The 17256-nt window shown below is 37.6% G+C and carries 18 protein-coding genes and 1 other annotated feature; of the genes, 5 read left to right on the plus strand and 13 right to left on the minus strand.

Annotated features, from left to right (window positions below; all coding sequences use genetic code 11):
• Positions 1 to 43: 43 nt before the first annotated feature.
• Positions 44 to 733: a MurR/RpiR family transcriptional regulator gene (locus AWM73_RS04390; RefSeq protein ID WP_060778248.1), complete on the minus strand. Its 690-nt coding sequence runs from the start codon at positions 731 to 733 to the stop codon at positions 44 to 46.
• A gap of 218 nt (positions 734 to 951) precedes the next feature.
• On the opposite strand from AWM73_RS04390, the gene AWM73_RS04395 reads away from it, so the two are divergent.
• The 4 genes from AWM73_RS04395 to folK all read left to right on the plus strand — a co-directional run bounded on the left by AWM73_RS04395 (position 952) and on the right by folK (position 5740).
• Positions 952 to 2823, plus strand: coding sequence for an FAD-dependent oxidoreductase (locus AWM73_RS04395; RefSeq protein WP_060778249.1), 1872 nt, complete (start codon positions 952 to 954; stop codon positions 2821 to 2823).
• 30 nt (positions 2824 to 2853) lie between these two features.
• Positions 2854 to 4188 (plus strand): GntP family permease, encoded by a 1335-nt coding sequence (locus tag AWM73_RS04400; protein WP_060778250.1) that lies wholly within the window; start codon positions 2854 to 2856, stop codon positions 4186 to 4188.
• A 248-nt stretch (positions 4189 to 4436) separates the two neighbouring features.
• Positions 4437 to 5270, plus strand: coding sequence for a dihydropteroate synthase (folP, locus tag AWM73_RS04405; RefSeq protein WP_060778251.1), 834 nt, complete (start codon positions 4437 to 4439; stop codon positions 5268 to 5270).
• Positions 5267 to 5740, plus strand: a complete 474-nt coding sequence (folK, locus tag AWM73_RS04410) for a 2-amino-4-hydroxy-6-hydroxymethyldihydropteridine diphosphokinase (RefSeq protein ID WP_060778252.1) — start codon at positions 5267 to 5269, stop codon at positions 5738 to 5740. The genes folP and folK overlap by 4 nt, the downstream gene beginning before the upstream one ends.
• 626 nt (positions 5741 to 6366) lie before the next feature.
• Here folK and AWM73_RS04415 read toward each other — a convergent pair.
• The 5 genes from AWM73_RS04415 to AWM73_RS04425 form a co-directional block, all read right to left on the minus strand.
• On the minus strand, positions 6367 to 6783 hold the full coding sequence (locus AWM73_RS04415) for a hypothetical protein (RefSeq protein ID WP_060778253.1): 417 nt from the start codon (positions 6781 to 6783) through the stop codon (positions 6367 to 6369).
• A 171-nt stretch (positions 6784 to 6954) separates the two neighbouring features.
• Positions 6955 to 7140 (minus strand): ATP-binding cassette domain-containing protein, encoded by a 186-nt coding sequence (locus AWM73_RS09125; RefSeq protein WP_230080673.1) that lies wholly within the window; start codon positions 7138 to 7140, stop codon positions 6955 to 6957.
• On the minus strand, positions 7137 to 8234 hold the full coding sequence (locus tag AWM73_RS04420) for an ATP-binding cassette domain-containing protein (RefSeq protein ID WP_306301624.1): 1098 nt from the start codon (positions 8232 to 8234) through the stop codon (positions 7137 to 7139). The genes AWM73_RS09125 and AWM73_RS04420 overlap by 4 nt, the downstream gene beginning before the upstream one ends.
• Positions 8207 to 8494: a hypothetical protein gene (locus AWM73_RS09130; protein ID WP_230080900.1), complete on the minus strand. Its 288-nt coding sequence runs from the start codon at positions 8492 to 8494 to the stop codon at positions 8207 to 8209. Before AWM73_RS09130 ends, AWM73_RS04420 begins: the two co-directional genes overlap by 28 nt.
• A 308-nt stretch (positions 8495 to 8802) precedes the next feature.
• On the minus strand, positions 8803 to 9663 hold the full coding sequence (locus tag AWM73_RS04425; RefSeq protein WP_060778254.1) for an LD-carboxypeptidase: 861 nt from the start codon (positions 9661 to 9663) through the stop codon (positions 8803 to 8805).
• Positions 9664 to 9837: 174 nt separating this feature from the next.
• Here AWM73_RS04425 and AWM73_RS04430 point away from each other — a divergent pair, with 174 nt between their 5' ends.
• Positions 9838 to 10377 carry a DUF924 family protein gene (locus AWM73_RS04430; RefSeq protein WP_060778255.1) on the plus strand — a complete coding sequence of 180 codons (540 nt, stop codon included), beginning with the start codon at positions 9838 to 9840 and terminating at the stop codon, positions 10375 to 10377.
• Between the two features lie 62 nt (positions 10378 to 10439).
• Here AWM73_RS04430 and AWM73_RS04435 read toward each other — a convergent pair whose 3' ends face one another.
• From AWM73_RS04435 to AWM73_RS04465, 7 genes are all read right to left on the minus strand, one after another.
• On the minus strand, positions 10440 to 11186 hold the full coding sequence (locus tag AWM73_RS04435; RefSeq protein WP_060778256.1) for an alpha/beta hydrolase family protein: 747 nt from the start codon (positions 11184 to 11186) through the stop codon (positions 10440 to 10442).
• A 16-nt stretch (positions 11187 to 11202) separates the two neighbouring features.
• On the minus strand, positions 11203 to 11874 hold the full coding sequence (locus AWM73_RS04440; protein ID WP_013669043.1) for an ABC transporter permease: 672 nt from the start codon (positions 11872 to 11874) through the stop codon (positions 11203 to 11205).
• 2 nt (positions 11875 to 11876) lie between these two features.
• Positions 11877 to 12833: an osmoprotectant ABC transporter substrate-binding protein gene (locus AWM73_RS04445; protein ID WP_060778257.1), complete on the minus strand. Its 957-nt coding sequence runs from the start codon at positions 12831 to 12833 to the stop codon at positions 11877 to 11879.
• Between the two features lie 2 nt (positions 12834 to 12835).
• Positions 12836 to 13477 (minus strand): ABC transporter permease, encoded by a 642-nt coding sequence (locus tag AWM73_RS04450; RefSeq protein WP_060779064.1) that lies wholly within the window; start codon positions 13475 to 13477, stop codon positions 12836 to 12838.
• Positions 13478 to 13479: 2 nt separating this feature from the next.
• Entirely contained in the window at positions 13480 to 14655 is a 1176-nt protein-coding gene (locus AWM73_RS04455) for an ABC transporter ATP-binding protein (RefSeq protein ID WP_060778258.1), read from the minus strand.
• 237 nt (positions 14656 to 14892) lie between these two features.
• Positions 14893 to 16029, minus strand: a complete 1137-nt coding sequence (locus AWM73_RS04460) for a 5-methyltetrahydropteroyltriglutamate--homocysteine S-methyltransferase (RefSeq protein WP_060778259.1) — start codon at positions 16027 to 16029, stop codon at positions 14893 to 14895.
• 66 nt (positions 16030 to 16095) lie between these two features.
• Positions 16096 to 16326, minus strand: a binding site (T-box leader).
• Between the two features lie 238 nt (positions 16327 to 16564).
• A complete protein-coding gene (locus tag AWM73_RS04465) occupies positions 16565 to 17251 on the minus strand; it encodes a hypothetical protein (protein ID WP_060778260.1) in 687 nt (228 codons plus the stop codon).
• Positions 17252 to 17256: the final 5 nt, after the last annotated feature.

Below are 17256 nucleotides of genomic sequence, written 5' to 3' on the forward strand. Positions count from 1 at the left end.
ATCGATAACCAATCCACTGGGCTTTTTAATAATTGATTGCTTGTTATCTATCTAATCTTTTCAGGGAATCAGCGATTAATTCCTCAAAATAAATAAGTGTTAGGCCAAAAAAGACTTGGGCCTTGTATTCCTTATAACGAAAAATAGAATACGATTTTGTATCGATGGTTAATTGAGCGTTTTTTTGCAGCTGACCACTCGGATTACCGGTAAATACCATATATTCTACACCGTTCTTATGGGCAAGCTGGGCTAAGCGCACGAGGTACTCGGTCTCTCCAGAATGACTAATGAAAATAATAACTGCTTCATCAGCAAAGGTTTTATTGATGAATTCCTCGTAAGTATTACTTATGGAGCGAAAACCAAAAGTATTTAAGAGGTCAGACATATAATTAGCTAAGTGTAATGAAAAACCTAGACCCATAAAAATAAATAGCTTATCCTGGTATTTTTCAATCATTTTATAAAAATCATCACCATAGCAATCGATGATTGATTGTTGGCTAACGTGCATTTCTTTTTCACGCTCTTGGTTAAATTGAAATAATAATTCACTATAACCGGAGAAGTTCATCTTCTTGGCCAGATGAATAATGGTTGCAGGTGACACATAGGCTTTTTCTGCTAGCTCGCGGATGGTTAACTTGGCATCAGATTGGATTAAATGCTTTAAAATATCAACTTCAGTGTCAGTTAAATGATATTTACTGATAATACGGTCTAATTTCATTTAATTACCTCATTATATTTATTAATAAATTACATTATAACATTTTTACAATAATCCTTGATAGCGATTACTTTAATCACTAATAAGTTATTTTCTATTTTGTTTAGTTTGAAATTGAACATGTTTATATTAACTCCTAAAGTATAGTAACAGCTATTCTTAATATGTTATCCTTATCACGAACACAGGTTATCTATTTATTTTTAGGAGGTATAAAGATGACAAAAGGTCTTTTTGAACCAGGTAGTTATTCTGTTAGAGCAGCAGGACACAATGGGTCTTTACCTATGGAAGTCACTCTGACTGACGATCGCATTAAGAGTATTGAGATTGATACTAGTGGTGAAAGTAAGGGAATCACTTCACCAGTCTTTGAAAGAATTCCTAAAGCAATTATTGAAGGCCAAACCCTCAATGTCGATACCGTCAGTGGAGCGACAGTAACCAGTAAGGGGATTTTGGCAGGTGTTGCCGACGCTATTGAAGCAGCCGGTGGGGACCCTGAAGAATTCCGTAATCGCCCTAAATACCAAGCTGATCAAGCTGACAGTCCTGATGAAAAAAGTGCTGATGTGGTTGTATTAGGTTCAGGTGGAGCCGGTTTATCAGCAGCTATCGGTGCTATTGATAAGGGAGCTAAGGTCATTCTTCTTGAAAAATTCCCTTCACTCGGCGGAAATACCACACGGACAGGGGGACAAATTAACTCTGCTGACCCTGAATGGCAAAAAGGCTTTGATGCTTTTCCAGGGGAAGTTAATAACTTAAAGGGAATTTATCAAATGGATGAAGCGAACATTCCAGAAGCCTATCGCCCACAATTCCGTGAGTTAAAAGACGAGCTAGAAAAATACTTCGCTGATATGGAAAAAGGAGAAAATTACCTCTTTGATTCAGAAAACCTCTTCTGTATCCAAACCTTATTAGGAGGAACGCGGAAAGACTTAGATGGTCATGTTACCTATGGTAATTACGACTTAGTATCTAATTTAACCCACAAAGGTCGTCAAACCATTGAATGGATGAAAACCAAGGGTGTTGAATTTGATGAAGAGCATGTTACTGAACCTGTAGGAGCTTCCTGGCGTCGTGCCCGTGAACCAATTCCTACTGGTGGTTACGGCTTTATTGACCCCTTGCAAAAATACTTTACCCAACAAGGTGGAGAAATTATTACTGACTGCCAAGCTAAAGAATTACTGGTAGAAGACGGTAAAATTGTTGGTGTGAAAGCTCAATACAGTAACGGCAACGACTTAACTGTTCACGCTAAGAGTGGGGTAGTTATGGCTACTGGTGGCTACTCAGCTAACTATGAAATGGTCAAAAAATATGATAATTACTGGGGTAATCTTCCTGAAACGATCCCAACAACCAATTCACCAGCCTTAACCGGTGATGGTATTGCAATGGGGCTATCAGTTAATGCAGCTCTAGTAGATATGGGCTTTGCTCAATTAATGCCTAGTGCCGACCCTATTACAGGTAATATCTTTAGTGGGATTGACTGTCCACCTTCTGATTTCGTCTTTGTTAACTTAGAAGGTAAACGTTTTGTTAATGAATATGGGACTCGTGACCAACTTTGCCAAGCAATTTTTGACCAAGGCGGCTTGATTTACAATATTTCTGACAAGAATATTGCGGCAACCCGTTTCAATTCTACTGATGAACAACTCGAAAATGATATTAAAAATGATGCTTGCTTTAGAGCAGATACCTTGGAAGAACTTGCTGAACAAATTAATATTGATCCTGAAGTTCTGGTTGATACCATTGAGAAATATAACCAATATGTTGAGGATGGACACGATCCTGAATTTAATAAGGGTTCATTCAACTATAAGGTAGAGGTTCCTCCATTCTACGCGACTCCAAGAAGTCCTGCAACCCATCATACCATGGGTGGTTTGAAAATCAATGTGAATGCCCAAGTAATCAATGAAGCTGGTGAAGCTATTGATGGCTTATTTGCAGCTGGTGAAGTTGCAGGTGGTATTCACGCAGGAAACCGTCTTGGTGGAAACGCCCTAATTGACATCTTTACTTACGGAAGAATTGCTGGCGAAAACGCTGCAAGCAATCGATAGTCTTTAGAACGAGGAAAGGTGTATTAATTTATGGAAGTTATTGGTATTATTGGGCTAATTGTAGCCATAATTAGCGTGATTTACCTTTCATTTAAAGGTTTAAGCATGGTAGTGGCAGCGCCACTATCTGCTTTAATTATTATCTTATGTAACCAAATGGATATCTTTGGATCATTAATTGGTCCAGAAAATTCCTATATGGCAGGACTGGCCGGCTTTTTAATTAAGAACTTTGGGATTTTCATCCTTGGTGCTATTTTAGGCCAATACATGGATAAAAGTGGAGCAACTGTTTCTATCGCTAACTTTATCTTAGATAAAGTCGGAACTGAAAGTGCCTATAAAGTGCTGGTAGCCTTAACCTTTATCGGGGCCTTATTAACCTTTGGTGGTATTAGTATTTTTGTGGTTTTCTTTACTCTAATTCCTCTTGCCAGACCGATTTTTAAGAAATTAGATATTAACTGGAAATTATTATCTATTCCATTATATTTAGGAGCCGGAACTTTTACCATGTCCATGATTCCGGGGACCCCGTCCGTACAAAATGCTATCCCTACAACGACACTAGGCACGAGCTTAACGGCTGCTCCAGTGCTTGGGATTATTTCTACTGTAGTCATGCTGGGCTTTGGCCTATGGTATATGAAATACGAACTCGACAAGAGTCAAGCAAAAGGGGAAGGTTTCTATTCATATCTTGAAGGAGATACGAGTCAGATCGAAGAAGATGTCGTTGAACATTCTGATAATGACTTACCATCCTTTGTGACCAGTATTATTCCTTTGGTTATTTTAATTGCGACTATTATGATTTTTTCAAATGTTGATAATATTATCTTAATTGCCTTAACCATTAGCATTGTATTATCTGCATTCTTATTTAAATCTTATTTACCGAAACAAACAGAAGTCTTAAATGCTGGTGCTACAGGCTCAGTAGGCTCTTCCTTTGGGGCAGCAAGTGCTGTAGCCTTTGGGGCGGTATTAACCAGTGCACCAACCTTTGACGCGATTAAACAAGCCATCCTTAATATTCCTGGACCACCATTAGTGAGTTTAGCGGTTGCAACTGCTATTCTTTCAGGGGTTATGGCTGCTTCAGGTGCCATTGGGACAGTTATTACCCAATTAGCACCAACTTACTTATCAATGGGGATTCCAGCTGAAATTATCCACCGTATCGTTGTTATTGGTGGTGGAGTAATTACAGTTGTTCCTCAATCAGGAGTTGTCTTAACCTTTAACAATATTAGTGGCTTAGACTTCAAACATGGTTTTAAAGAAGCATTTATTGTAAGTAACGGTGGCTTCTTATTATCCTTAATCGTTACTGTCATTGTGGCACAAATCTTCTACTTGTAAGATTTAACAAGCTTTAAATAGCCCCCAATTAAAGAACAGGATTAGAAAGTCCTGTTCTTTTTCTTTTTCTATGGTGCGCCTGGTATGGGGGGAATATCTCGGTGGTAAAATTCTAGCTTTTCGATCACACTATAAAAGTATTCCAAACGATATGCTTTATATGCTATTATTTTATAATACCTAGAAGTCAGTAGTTATTCAAAAAATGCTGAGTTAATGGTGAATATGCTAGTTAAGAGAGGGAAATTATGCATAGTTTTGTTTTAAGAGATGGTAGAAAGATCGATTTTCAACAAACTGAAATTATGGGGATTATTAATATTACTAAAAATTCATTTTACAAAGAATCTCGTGTTTCAGAAGAAAGTTTAATGCAAAGGGTAGATCAGTTTATTCAAGAAGGTGCCCTTATTTTAGATATTGGAGCAGAATCAACACGTCCCGGCATTGATCCAGTCGACGAAGATACTGAAATTGAAAATATCCAAAAAGCAGTAAGTATGATTAGAGAAAAATATCCTAAGGTCTTGTTGTCTATTGACACTTATCGGGCCACAACGGCGGAAGCCGCTATATTAGCCGGTGCGGATATTATTAATGATATTTCTGGACTCACTTTTGATGAAAGAATGGCTGATGTAGTTGCTAAATATCAAGTGCCTATAATTATTATGCATATAAAAGGCAAACCTAAAGACATGCAAAATGATCCGCATTACGATGACTTAATTACTGAAGTCGAAGGATTTTTCAATCGCCAAATTCAATTAGCCCTTGATCACGGCGTTCAAAGAGATAAGATTATTCTAGACCCTGGTATTGGTTTTGGAAAAAATTATGAGCACAATGTTAGTTTAATTAAGAATATCGACTTTATGAAAAAATATCAGCTTCCTATTCTTCTGGCAGTATCCAGAAAGACCTTTATCGGTCAACGTCTAGGGGGATTAGAACCCAGTCAGCGTTTGGAAGGGACAATTGCTGTTTCCTGTTTTGCAGCCATGAAAGGAATAGAAATGGTGCGGGTTCACGATGTTAAAGAAAATTTACGCGCGGTTCGCGTGATGGAGTTATTTAAATGAAAACAACAGTGTATTTAGCGATTGGTTCTAATATAGGAGAGCTCAGCAAGAATCTAGATCAAGCTGTGCAAGCCGTTGATGCCCTGGAAGGCACAAAAGTCACTAAAAGATCAGCCAATTTATCTAATGCCGCTTACGGGGTAACTGATCAAGATGATTTTCTCAATGGGGTTATCGAAATCATAACGGATTTAGCTCCCTTGGATTTATTAAAAGCTATAAAGAAGATCGAAAAAGAAATGGGGCGGACAGAGACCTATCGATGGGGTCCACGTCTTATAGATATTGATATTATCTTTTATGGAGACATAGTCTTGGATAGCCAAGAATTGACGATTCCACATATCGACATGGTCAATCGCGACTTTGTCTTAGGGCCTTTAAAAGAAATCGCTCCTAATAAAAAGCATCCCATCTACAAAAAGACGGTAAGCGAATTGTACCAAGACTTAATTGATCGTAATCAATAAAATATTAGAAGTAGCGTTTATTAGCTCGAATTGCAAAAGCAAGCTAATAAACGCTATTTATTGTACTTGAGTTAAAGAAGGAGGTAAAAATTATTGCTTAGTTACTATCGATAATATATATTATGTTAACTAGAAAAGATAAAAAATAATTATTCTCTAAACGATTGCAATAATTAAGATTCAATGCTGAATGAAACGATAAATTCAATTAGTGAATTTAAGTCGCTCATTAGATCGTGGCGTATCATGTTAGCTCGCATATTATTAATGGTCTTGGCCAACAATAGCTTATGTCTATCTCGGCTTGGAGATAAGTATCTTTCAAAGCATAGCACCATGTTTCTTCATGGAATAATCCGCTCGCTGGTCTCTGGGAAGCGTAGCCGACTAGATATGATTTAAAACGATCTTACTCGTTTTGCTTTACGCTATATAATTATCAAGGATCTTTTATAGCAATATTTTAACTATTTATTCTCTGACTTGTAAAGATTATAGCATGTAAGGAATCACTAGATTTACAGCTCTTATGCTGAAATTGCAGTAAAATCGCCCTCAATTCATCTGAAATCACAATAAAAAGTCTAGGTATCGAAAAGGCTCCTAGACTTTTTATTACTCATTAATTAATCATTTAAACTTTCTTTCACATAAATATAGGCGTACCATTCTAGACCAAATTCTCGAAACATTAGTCGATAAATCTCTTGCCAATGCTTATTATTGTTAAGTAAATAAACTTGGTCAAAAAAGTCTTGATTATATTGGTCTGTACCAATAAAGTCGTTTTTCATGCCAACTAAATATTTAATGTGACCATCTGCTAATAAATCTAATATAGCTCTTAAATGATCGGCTACATAATAAGTACCTGGATGATAAGGTAATTTTTTATTGGCTTCAATGCCATAATCTCCAAAAATACTATTATTTGATTCCTTGAAATCAGGATTAGACCAATCTAAAGCCAAAATATGCCAGTCTCCATAGGTGTCTAATTGACATGGAATATTTAAAGCAAATTGACCACTAAGATATTTCATTTTGATCACTACCTAATCTATACTATATCTCTATGATAACTTTTTTACTTATCTGGTGAATGAAACCATTCAAATAGATCTATTTTCCTCCACCCTAGCCTACTTTATTTCGATAATAAAAGCAATAAAACCGGGTATGCCAAATCTTATAGAGCATTAGTTAAGTATGTATTAGCTAGCAAAATAGTGATTTAAGTCAATTACTTCATCAAATTGTTTACCTGCTCGATCAATATCGACATGGGTAACGTAAATAATTGTTTTATCTAAATTAATTAGTTTGTTTTCAATCTTTAATAAGGTTTCATAATCAATACCAGCAGAAAATTCGTCTAGTAGTAGAATATCATTTTTCATTCGGAAAGAGTTACTTCTTCACTGGAAATCATCATTTTTAAACTGTCCTTGTTTGCCCATTGTTTTAGTTCAACAAAACTTAAAACTTCAAATAGCTCTTTATAGGAATAATTATTAGAAAATAAGGTCAGATTATCTTTCAGACTAGCACTAAATACATGGGGTTGCTGTGGGACATAGCCTATGTGTTCAAAAAGGTTACTTTCTTTAATAGTTGTAATATCGACACCATTTATTTCTACGCTGCCTGCATAGTCATTTTGCTCTCTTAAAATAGCTTTCAAGATGGTGGTCTTGCCAATACCACTCTTTCCCTTTAATAAGTACTTCTTATTTTTATGAAAGGAGACATTAAGCGCCTTAGTCCCCTTCCTATTCTTTAAAACAAAATTATGAAATGAAATGACCTCAAACTTGCTTTGTGTGTTTGTAGCTTGATCGACCTGGGTAAATTCTTGGGAAAGTGAATCTAATACCTTTTTACCGTTAATATACTTTGCTAGTAAATCAGAAGAGCTGTATATTGGGAATGCTATTCTAGCTAGTAACTGCGAAAATGCAATCATTCCGCCTAGGGTGAGTTGACCATATATAATAAATAAACCGCCTATGATCCAAGTCCCAAAATAAAGAAGATTGGAAAATAGTTGATTCAAGCTGACAACCCTATATTGTGCTTTTTCAACTTGAATTTGTTTCTGTAAAAGTTTTAAGGTCTTGGTTTCAAATAATTTAAAAATACTAAATTCTTTATTGGCCACCCGCCAGTCTGCTGCCCCATTAATTAAATCTTGAATGCTGGCTACTGATGAATTCGTTTCATTGCTAAGCTCCCCTTGCTTTTCTTCAAGGGTATTTTTAAAAATAAATGCCACCAATAGATTGGGTAAACTCAAAAGAATTGATAGGAGTGATAGGATTGGATTGAAGAATAATGAAACGATCACTGCTACTAGTAATTGACAAATTAAATAGCCACCCCAATAAATCGAGTAAAAATAATTGGCTTCGACTTGATCGATTTGTGTGGTTAGCGAAGCTAAAAGTTTATCGTTCTTTTCCCCGGTTAGTAGATTAAGCGGTACTTTCTGAATATTTGCTTACGGAAAACATAGGCTGATTTTTTGCTTAATACAGAAGTTAATAATTGCTGAAAATAATAGATAAGTGTTTGAACTAATATAAATATAATAGTAAAGAAAGACACCATAATATATCTGCTTTTACCTAAATTAATAGCATCTATAATAAATTGCATTAAGAAAGCTTCACTGACCATAGCTATAGACAATAAAGAGGTCAAGAAACTAAAAATTAATATATTTTTTTTTAATATTCTATATATTGCTTTCATAATTTTCTCCATTATTTTTGATTGGTTTATTTTGGCGCCCTAAAATAACTTTGTCAAGACTTATATAACTTTTTAGTCAAATAAAGGGTTAAGCCAATAATTACTTAATGTAGTAACAAAAAGCTAATAAATGGATACTTTCAAGTCCTTTTACTGTGTAAATCTTCTGTTAATTAATAAATGATCCATATGGACAGCATAAAAAAGCACAATAGAATGTACTCTACTGTGCTAGCTCCTTGGGCGATTTTATTCTTACTCTAATCTCTAATTCAAAATACAGACGATTTAGCCATCAATTAATGCAATTAGTCTTTTAATGATAGGTCTTGACCAATGATTAAAGGCAATGAATCCTTTTGGTGGCCAATGGCTTCCGTCGATACTAAGGGTAATTCAGGACTGACGTATTCACTGACGATATCTATAAGACAATCTCTGCCTATTTGATTATCTAATTCAGTAAAAGATCCTAATATTAAGCCGCTGATGTCTTCAAATACACCTAATTGCTGTAATTGAGCGAAGTAAGTTCTAATACGGCCTTCCAGACCGCTGTAACTTTCTAAAAATAAAAATTTTCCCTTTAGATCTGGCCAATAAGCGGTTCCAGCTAATTTGAGGAAACAGCGAATGTTACCACCTAAAACTTGACCACTTACGGCACTTCCCTGAATAAATTTAGAATTTTCCTGGATAAACTTGTTGACTACATCATTTGTGTCCCTATCATCTATAAGACTTCTAAAAGCTTCAAATTGTCTATGACTACTTTTATCAACCAAGTGCCGCACTTGAAAGAGTACTGAGCTTTTACCGGTTTGAGTATAAATTGCGTTAATCACCGTGGTTAAATCAGAATAGCCAAATAATTTGCAGGAAGAATTTTTAATTGCTTTATAATCTAAATAGCAAATAGTTTCATTAGCTACATCTCCTCCTGACAAATCGAAGATAAAATTAATTGCCGGATTTTTAAAATACTGGTTAACTATTTCAGCTCGTTTTTTGGCATTAACTGCTCCAATCCTAGAGTCGCTAAATAAGGCATCTGCTTGGTAGTGTACTTTAACAGAAAGATTTTCTAACAGCTTGATTAAGTTTACCAGTGTTTTCTTTTCTTTATTGCTTAGACCATTAGATAAGGCAACTAAGGCAATTTCTTTCATGATACTCCCCTATTCTTGCATCTTACTTACTATTCTATCAAATTAAAGTTACTATAATTATACATATGACCATCATTTAACTTCAACTCCTTCGATAATTTTCATTTAATTCGCTAAAATGAGACTAGTATGGTAAGTTGAACGAAATATCAGTTTATTAGAGAGGTGTAAATAATGGATTATAATGAGGTATTAGACTTTTGGTTTAAAGAACTGGACCCGAAACAGTGGTTCAACGGTGGCGATCAAGTGGATCAGCAAATTATAGAAAGGTTCTCTGACCTACATAGCCAAGTTGCCGCTGGTGAACACGCAGATTGGCGTCAAGATGCTAAAGGTAGGCTAGCTGAAATTATTGTATTAGACCAATTCTCCCGTAATATCTATCGCAATAGTGGCCAGGCCTATGCTTATGACAATATGGCCCTGGCTTTAGCCCAAGAAGGCATTGAACACGCTGATTTAAATGATTTGACAGTTGAAGAGCGTGGCTTCTTCTATATGCCCTTTATGCATTCAGAATCGCTTAAAATACATGAACAAGCTCTAGATCTCTTTGCTTCTGAACCCGGACTGAGCCAGCGCTTAAAATATGAAAAAATGCACTATGATATCATTAAAGAATATGGTCGCTATCCCTACCGCAATGAATACTTAGGGCGTGAAAACACTCCTGAGGAAGAAGAATACTTAAAACATAATGAAGGCTTCTAAAGCGATAAAAAAGGACTTCACCCTAATTATGATGAAGTCCTTTTCTTCTGCTTTAATTGTAATTATAAATTTTTTTGGATAAAGTCGACCGATTTCTCAATGATATCAAAAGGAACCCAGTGGTCTTCTTCCTCATAAATGTAGTATGAGATGTTAACCCCCTTATTATCCGCTTGTATTTTTGGGATAAGCTGGCGATTAATATCTGTATTTATCCAGTTATCCTTGCCCCCATTATAAACAAAGAATGGAAGACCCTCTAGCTGATCGAGATGGTCGGCTAGGTTCCAGCTACGGATAAAGGCTAAGTCTTCATTTACATTTTGACTAGCTTGGTCTTGGTTATATAATTGCCCTAATTGTTCAACCGCATCAATGGCAGCAATGTATTGGACTGCCCCATCTAACTTATGGCCATTCTTAGCAATAATTAAACCAGTCGTGAGCCCACCCATTGACGTTCCAAAAATAGCCAAGTGCTTAACACTATAAGCTTCTGTTATGGCCTGAACTAAGCGTGGAAATTCTTCTACATTATGCTTTAGAACGGATGCCAGGTCTTTTTCCATTTGATATTGGTAATTATTGGGGCGCCGTTGTCCATGGAGATAGGCATCAGGGATAACCACATGAAAGCCTGCCTTAGCAAAAGCGATGGCTTGGGTTAGAATTGATTCTTTGACATTTGTCCAGCCGTGATAGCCAATAATAAAGTCCTTTAATTTATTACTCTGTCCTTCCATAAATACCTCTAAGACAGGAATATCAGAAAAGACATTATAACGGACAGTATAATTTGTAGCCGTCATGCAATTCTCCTTTCACTTATTTATTCTTACTTGCATTAGGACTGAGCCGTCTTTCTAGTAATTCCATCAGATAATCAGCCACGATAGACATTAAGGCGATCGGGATTACGCCAGCTAAGATAATACTGGTCCCTTCCGAAGCGTTAACACCCCGGGTTAAAATGGAACCTAGTCCCCCTGCTCCAACAAAGGTACCAATGGTAGCAATCCCAATGGCAGTAATGAAAGCATTTCGAATACCTCCTAAAATGACCGGGAAGGCTAAAGGAAATTCAACTTTTAAAATCACTTGCATCTTAGTCATGCCCATGCCCTTACCAACATCAATGATGCCGGCATCGATATTTCTAACCCCAGTATAAGTATTTCGTAGAATCGGCAATAAGGAATAGAGGAAGACGGTTAAAACCACCAGATTTGACCCTAGCCCTAAGTAAAGCATCAATACAGACAATAAGGCCAAGGCTGGAACGGTTTGAATAATATTTGCGATACTAATCACGACATTGGCTAGTTTTTCCCGTCTAGCAATGTAAAAACCTAATGGGATAGCCAATAAACAGGCAAATATGGTGCCATACAAGGCCATTAGCATTTGTTGAAAGAATTGACTAATGACATAAGAACTATTTTCTGAATAATAATAGAGTAATTGTTGCCATACACTTAAATCCGTGATATCAGCCATGTCTATTCAACCTCCTTTTTTCTGACTGGTTCTAAGTAAGGTTCTTTGTTTTCAAAATAATTATTACGTAGTAACCATTCCTTAGCTACTGTACTAGGTTCTAATAAGTAATTATCAGCGGTAAAGTTTAGCCGTTGCATTTCTTCATTACTGATCGCTCCTGCAAGTTTGGCCATGACCTTATCCAGGTCAGGATATCTGGCACGTATCTCATTGGTAGCTACAGGACTAGCGTCATAAGGAGGGAATAGGTGTCTGTCGTCTTCTAAGACCTTGAGATCTTCAGAGATAATTCTTCCGTCGGTTGAATAGCCTAAGGCAACATCAATTTCTCCATTAGCTATGGCTGTGTAAACCAACCCAATGGCCATGGGGTAAAGGTTATCAAAGTCAAAACCGTAAGTTTGGACAAAGCCATCATAGCCGTCCCCTTCGCGTTCGAGCCAGGAGTTATCGACTCCCACCTTAAAGGTATCGGCATATTGTTCTAAATCGCTGACCTTTTCAAGGCCTAGTTCCTCCGCATCTTCTCGCCTTACCATAAAGGCATAGGTGTTGGCAAAGCCATAAGTAGGATACCAGGTTTGGTCAAACTCTTCTTCAAAGCCTTTAACGACTTTTTCAAGCGCGAGTTGGGGATCTGTAATCGGTTCTTGGCCCAATTCACCTGTCAAGCTGGTCCCTGTATAACGGACTGAAGCCACGTTTGCATCTCCGGTTTGAAGGGCGGCGTGGTTCATCGATGAGGAACCGAGGTTAGTAATCCGATTAGCATCAATAGGTATATAGTGTTCTACCATGCCTTCAACAATGAAGCCCATAATTTCAGCTTCTGTACTACCTAAGCTGGCAATGGTTATAGTATCCGAATCAGCAGCATTAGATAAACCGGGTAAGGAACAACTAGACAATAAGACGACACTAAAGAGAGTGAGAATTCTTTTAATAATACGTTTCATGCTTAAGCCGCCTCCTCTTTTGATGACATTTGAGGTGAGGACCATTGTTCAACTTTCCCCATGATAAAATCAACTACTAAGGCCAGTATGGTTACTGGGATCGTTCCACCAAAGATGAGGTCAGCTCTAAAGAGGTTTAGACCATTAAAGATCATTTCTCCTAAGCCCCCACCACCGATATATGCCGCTAGCGTGGTCCAGGCAATCACATAGACCGCTGATAAACGCACCCCAGCCATAATCACGGGCGTAGCTAAGGGAAGTTGCACTTTCCAAATTAATTGCCAAGGGGTCAAGCCCATGCCCTTACCTGCATCTAAGAGATCAGCACTTACCGAAGTCATTCCTAAATAAGTATTTCTAAGAATGGGCAGTAAGGAATAGAGGAATAAGGCTATAATCGATGGTGTCCTTCCCACACCAAAGAAAGGGATCATTAAGGCTAAAAGTGCCATAGTGGGAATAGTTTGTAAGATACTTACTAAACTAATAAAACCACCGGCATATTTTTGATGTTGAGATAGAAAGATTCCCAAAGGAATAGCAACGGCGATTCCCAAAGCTAAGGAAATGAGGGAAATACTAATGTGCTGGCCTAAAAGTCTTAAAATTTCATCGCCTTCTTGTTGTAAAAATTCTATCATACTCATTCAGTCCCCTCTTCTTGACTGGTGACTGTTTCTTCTGAATTATCTTCTTCACTATCATCGCCCCAGACACTATCGTAAACAAAGTTAACTAAAGCACTGCGGGTGACAATACCGGTTAATTGCCGGTCACTATTGACAACTGGAATATTAGGCAAAGCCCCTTTTAGGATACGTTGCATGGTATCTTGGACCAAGTCATCCTCTTGGACTGGATAAGTCCTTTGGTCCATTACCGCACTGACAGAAGCATCACGGGATTGTTCATGAGTAATGGTTTCCAGGCTAATCCTTCCCATTAGATGACGATAATCATCAATCACAAATAGCGAATCGACACGGTTATTGCGCATAACTCGAATAGCATCGCTAATCGATTTGCCTAAACTAATCGTTAAGGGATTTGTGTTCATAATTTCCTTAACAGTGATGATATTGGCCCGAGCCTGCATGAGACGGTCTTCACCTAAGAAATCGCGGACGTAGTCGTCTGCAGGATTTTGAATAATATTATCTGGAGTATCATATTGAACCAGATCGCCATCCCGCCAAATCGCAATTCGGTCTGCCAATGCGAGTGCCTCATCCATATCATGAGTCACAAAAACAAAGGTTGACCCATATTCTCTTTGTAAATCTTTGACGAGTTCTTGTAAGGAATCTCTGGTGATGGGATCCAAAGCTCCAAAGGGTTCATCCATTAAAACAATTTCTGGATTCGCAGCTAATGCGCGGATAACCCCAACCCGCTGTTGCTGCCCTCCTGATAGTTCAGAAGGATAGCGGTCAAGGAAATCTTCTGGTAATTCCACTCGCTTTAATAAGCGATGGGCGATTCTTTTACATTCTTCTTCGTCAACTTTGAGTAAGCGTGGTACGGTAACAATGTTATCGTAAATCGTCATGTGGGGCATGAGCCCAATTTGTTGGATGACATAACCAATTTTACGCCTTAAATCAACGGGATTAAGGTTGGTGGTCTTTTGTCCATTAATTAATATGTCCCCAGAACTGGGATCATGCATCCGATTAATCATACGGAGTGCGGTAGTTTTCCCGCTACCCGATCGTCCGATAAAACAAACAAACTCACCATCATTAATCGTTAGCGACGATTTCTTTAAGGCCTGGACATTACCAGGATAAATTTTCTCAACCTGATCAAATTCAATCATAGAATCTCCTTCTTTTTAAATTATTATTCCTGTAAATATTTTTCATAGTTTTAATATATCAATAAAATAAAAAGAATACAATTCTATCAAATAAATCCTCATATAATCAAAAAAGCTGGAATTGACTAAAAAGTTCTTCTGTGGTAAATCAATTACCCCTTCAACTTTTCAATCAACTTCAGCGTCTTAAGCGTTGTTGTAATTGCTAAGGCTTAGTAAATTTTTGTGAGCGGCTACTTAGGCATCTTCGCCCCATACTTCTTTTGCAACTTCGATTAATAATTTTATTTTTTTCCATTGGTCTTCTTCACTGATCTTATTGCCAATTTCATTGGAAGAAAAGCCACATTGAGGGCTAATACTTAAACGATCTAAGGGAACATATTGACTGGCTTCTTTAATCCGGGCGATTAGGTCGTCTTTGCTTTCTAATTCAGCTGACTTTGTTGTGACTAAGCCTAAGACGACATGCTTGTCATCAGATACAGTCTTTAGAGGTTCAAAAGTTCCCGCCCGCTCAGAGTCATATTCTAGGAAGTAGGCATGGACATTTTCTTGATCAAATAAGGGGCTTTGTACGGTGTCATAGCCTCCTGAAGCAAACCAAGTTGAGCGGAAATTTCCCCTACAGATATGGGTGTTGATCCTTAAATCGGAAGGTTTATTTGCGATAACTGCATTATTGACGCGGGCATAAAGGGCTTTTAATTCTTCGATTTTCCCTTGGCTATATTCACTTCCATCGTAATCTTTACCCCCAGCTAAACGTCCCCAAGTACAATCATCAAATTGAATGGTCCGACAGCCTGCTTGATAGAGGTCTTCAATGACTTGGCTATAGGCTTGGGTAATATCAGCTAATAAGTCGTCTAATTGGCTATATATCCCCTGAGTATATTCCTTATTAAAGTCACGTAAAACCTCTTGCAAGAATTGAGCTGGCGCTGGAATGGTTTGCTTAACGTCAACATGATCAGAAGCATGCGCTTGGGTAAATTTGAAATGATTCACAAAAGGATGGTTATCACCATTTATTTTATCAACAATTCGGCTGGTCACGGCAAAGACTTGTTCTCCGGAGAATTGAGTTCCCGCTTCTACTTCAACACGGTCAACACCATTGAGTCCCCAGAAGAAGTCAAAATGCCAACTTTTACGGCGAAATTCACCATCCGTGATGGTCTTTAAACCAAGGGCTTCTTCTTTTTTGATCAGGTCAATAATCGCTTGGTCTTCTAAAGTTTTAAGTTCTGAATATTCAATTTCTTCGTTTTCAAATTTCGCTCTTGCATCAATGAGCTCTTGGGGACGTAGAAAAGACCCCACATGGTCATAACGAAACGGTGATTGTTTTAACTGAGTAAATTTTGGCATAATTAGCACTCCTTTTATTTTTAATTGATGTCATAAAAAAATCCCATCCCTGGAACAATAATCTTTCCTAGGGACGGGATAACCGTGGTACCACCCTGATTACTCCTCTATTGCTAAAGGAGTCACTTATACAATCTGTATCAATTGCTGCAAAGTAACGGTTGCTACCGTTTAGAAAGCCGACACCTTCTAAAACCTCCGAGTTCATCTTCACTGATTCCATCGTCATTAGCTCTCATCCCTACTAATTTTCTGTAAACGCTTTGAATAAGCTACTCTTCTCATCACAGTTAATTTATTTATTTGTTTTATAGCATAGCAAGGCTTTGTCCTAAAGGCAAATCACTTTATCATCATTCTAGAAAGATGGACCGGAAGATCGATCACTATTGATTAGGTAAAAGCTTGATAAATCAACAGGTCATTGACTAAAATTTGGTTAGTGATCGTTACACCCTATCTTATCAGATATATTTTTGATATCTATTGGTAATGCTTGGTCTCAAAACCAAGAGGATTATAAAAACACATCAGCTTATGATTGCTTATTCTTATCTAAAAAGTAAGCAACCGCAAATGAAATTACCATGGCAGAAATTAAGATATAAGATTGATATTGACTGTAGGCTGCAGGGCCTAAAAATAAGAATAAAGCTGCCGTAAAAATTAAAGGGGCAATGGCAATCTTCTTATTATTCAGTAACTGAGGGACTGTTATAGCACCAAAAAGAGCTGGCGTAATATGGTCAAAACCCGGTTTAAGGACAGGATGGTTTAAGATAGGCACTAGCCAGGATCCAATTAAAAATACCCCTGCGGCTAAAACTACGATAGTCACCAGTGAAGAGATCCCCACACAAATTATGGCAATCACATCCCCCTTCTCGCTCCCTGGACTGACCCCGGCAATTTTTTGTCCAGCTACCGTCACTGGCATCTTCATGTTAGTTATATTCCCGGTAATTGAACTCAAATACATGGCTCCAGAACCAAAGATGGGATAGAAGGACAGGTTCTCTACCACTGCCATAGGTAGAAAAATAGCGATTAAACTACTCCCGGCCGCTAAAGCCTTAGTAAAGGATAAACCGACTCCATACCAATAAGCCGTCCCTATCGGCACCATAAACATGGCAATTAAAGCAATTATACTGGTGATCTTGCCTAGGCGGTTGATTTCTTGAGAAAATTCTTTTGAAGTACGTGTTTTTTTATCGTTCATAGGCT

Origin of the sequence: Aerococcus urinae, assembly GCF_001543175.1 — a bacterium.
Classification (GTDB): domain Bacteria; phylum Bacillota; class Bacilli; order Lactobacillales; family Aerococcaceae; genus Aerococcus; species Aerococcus urinae.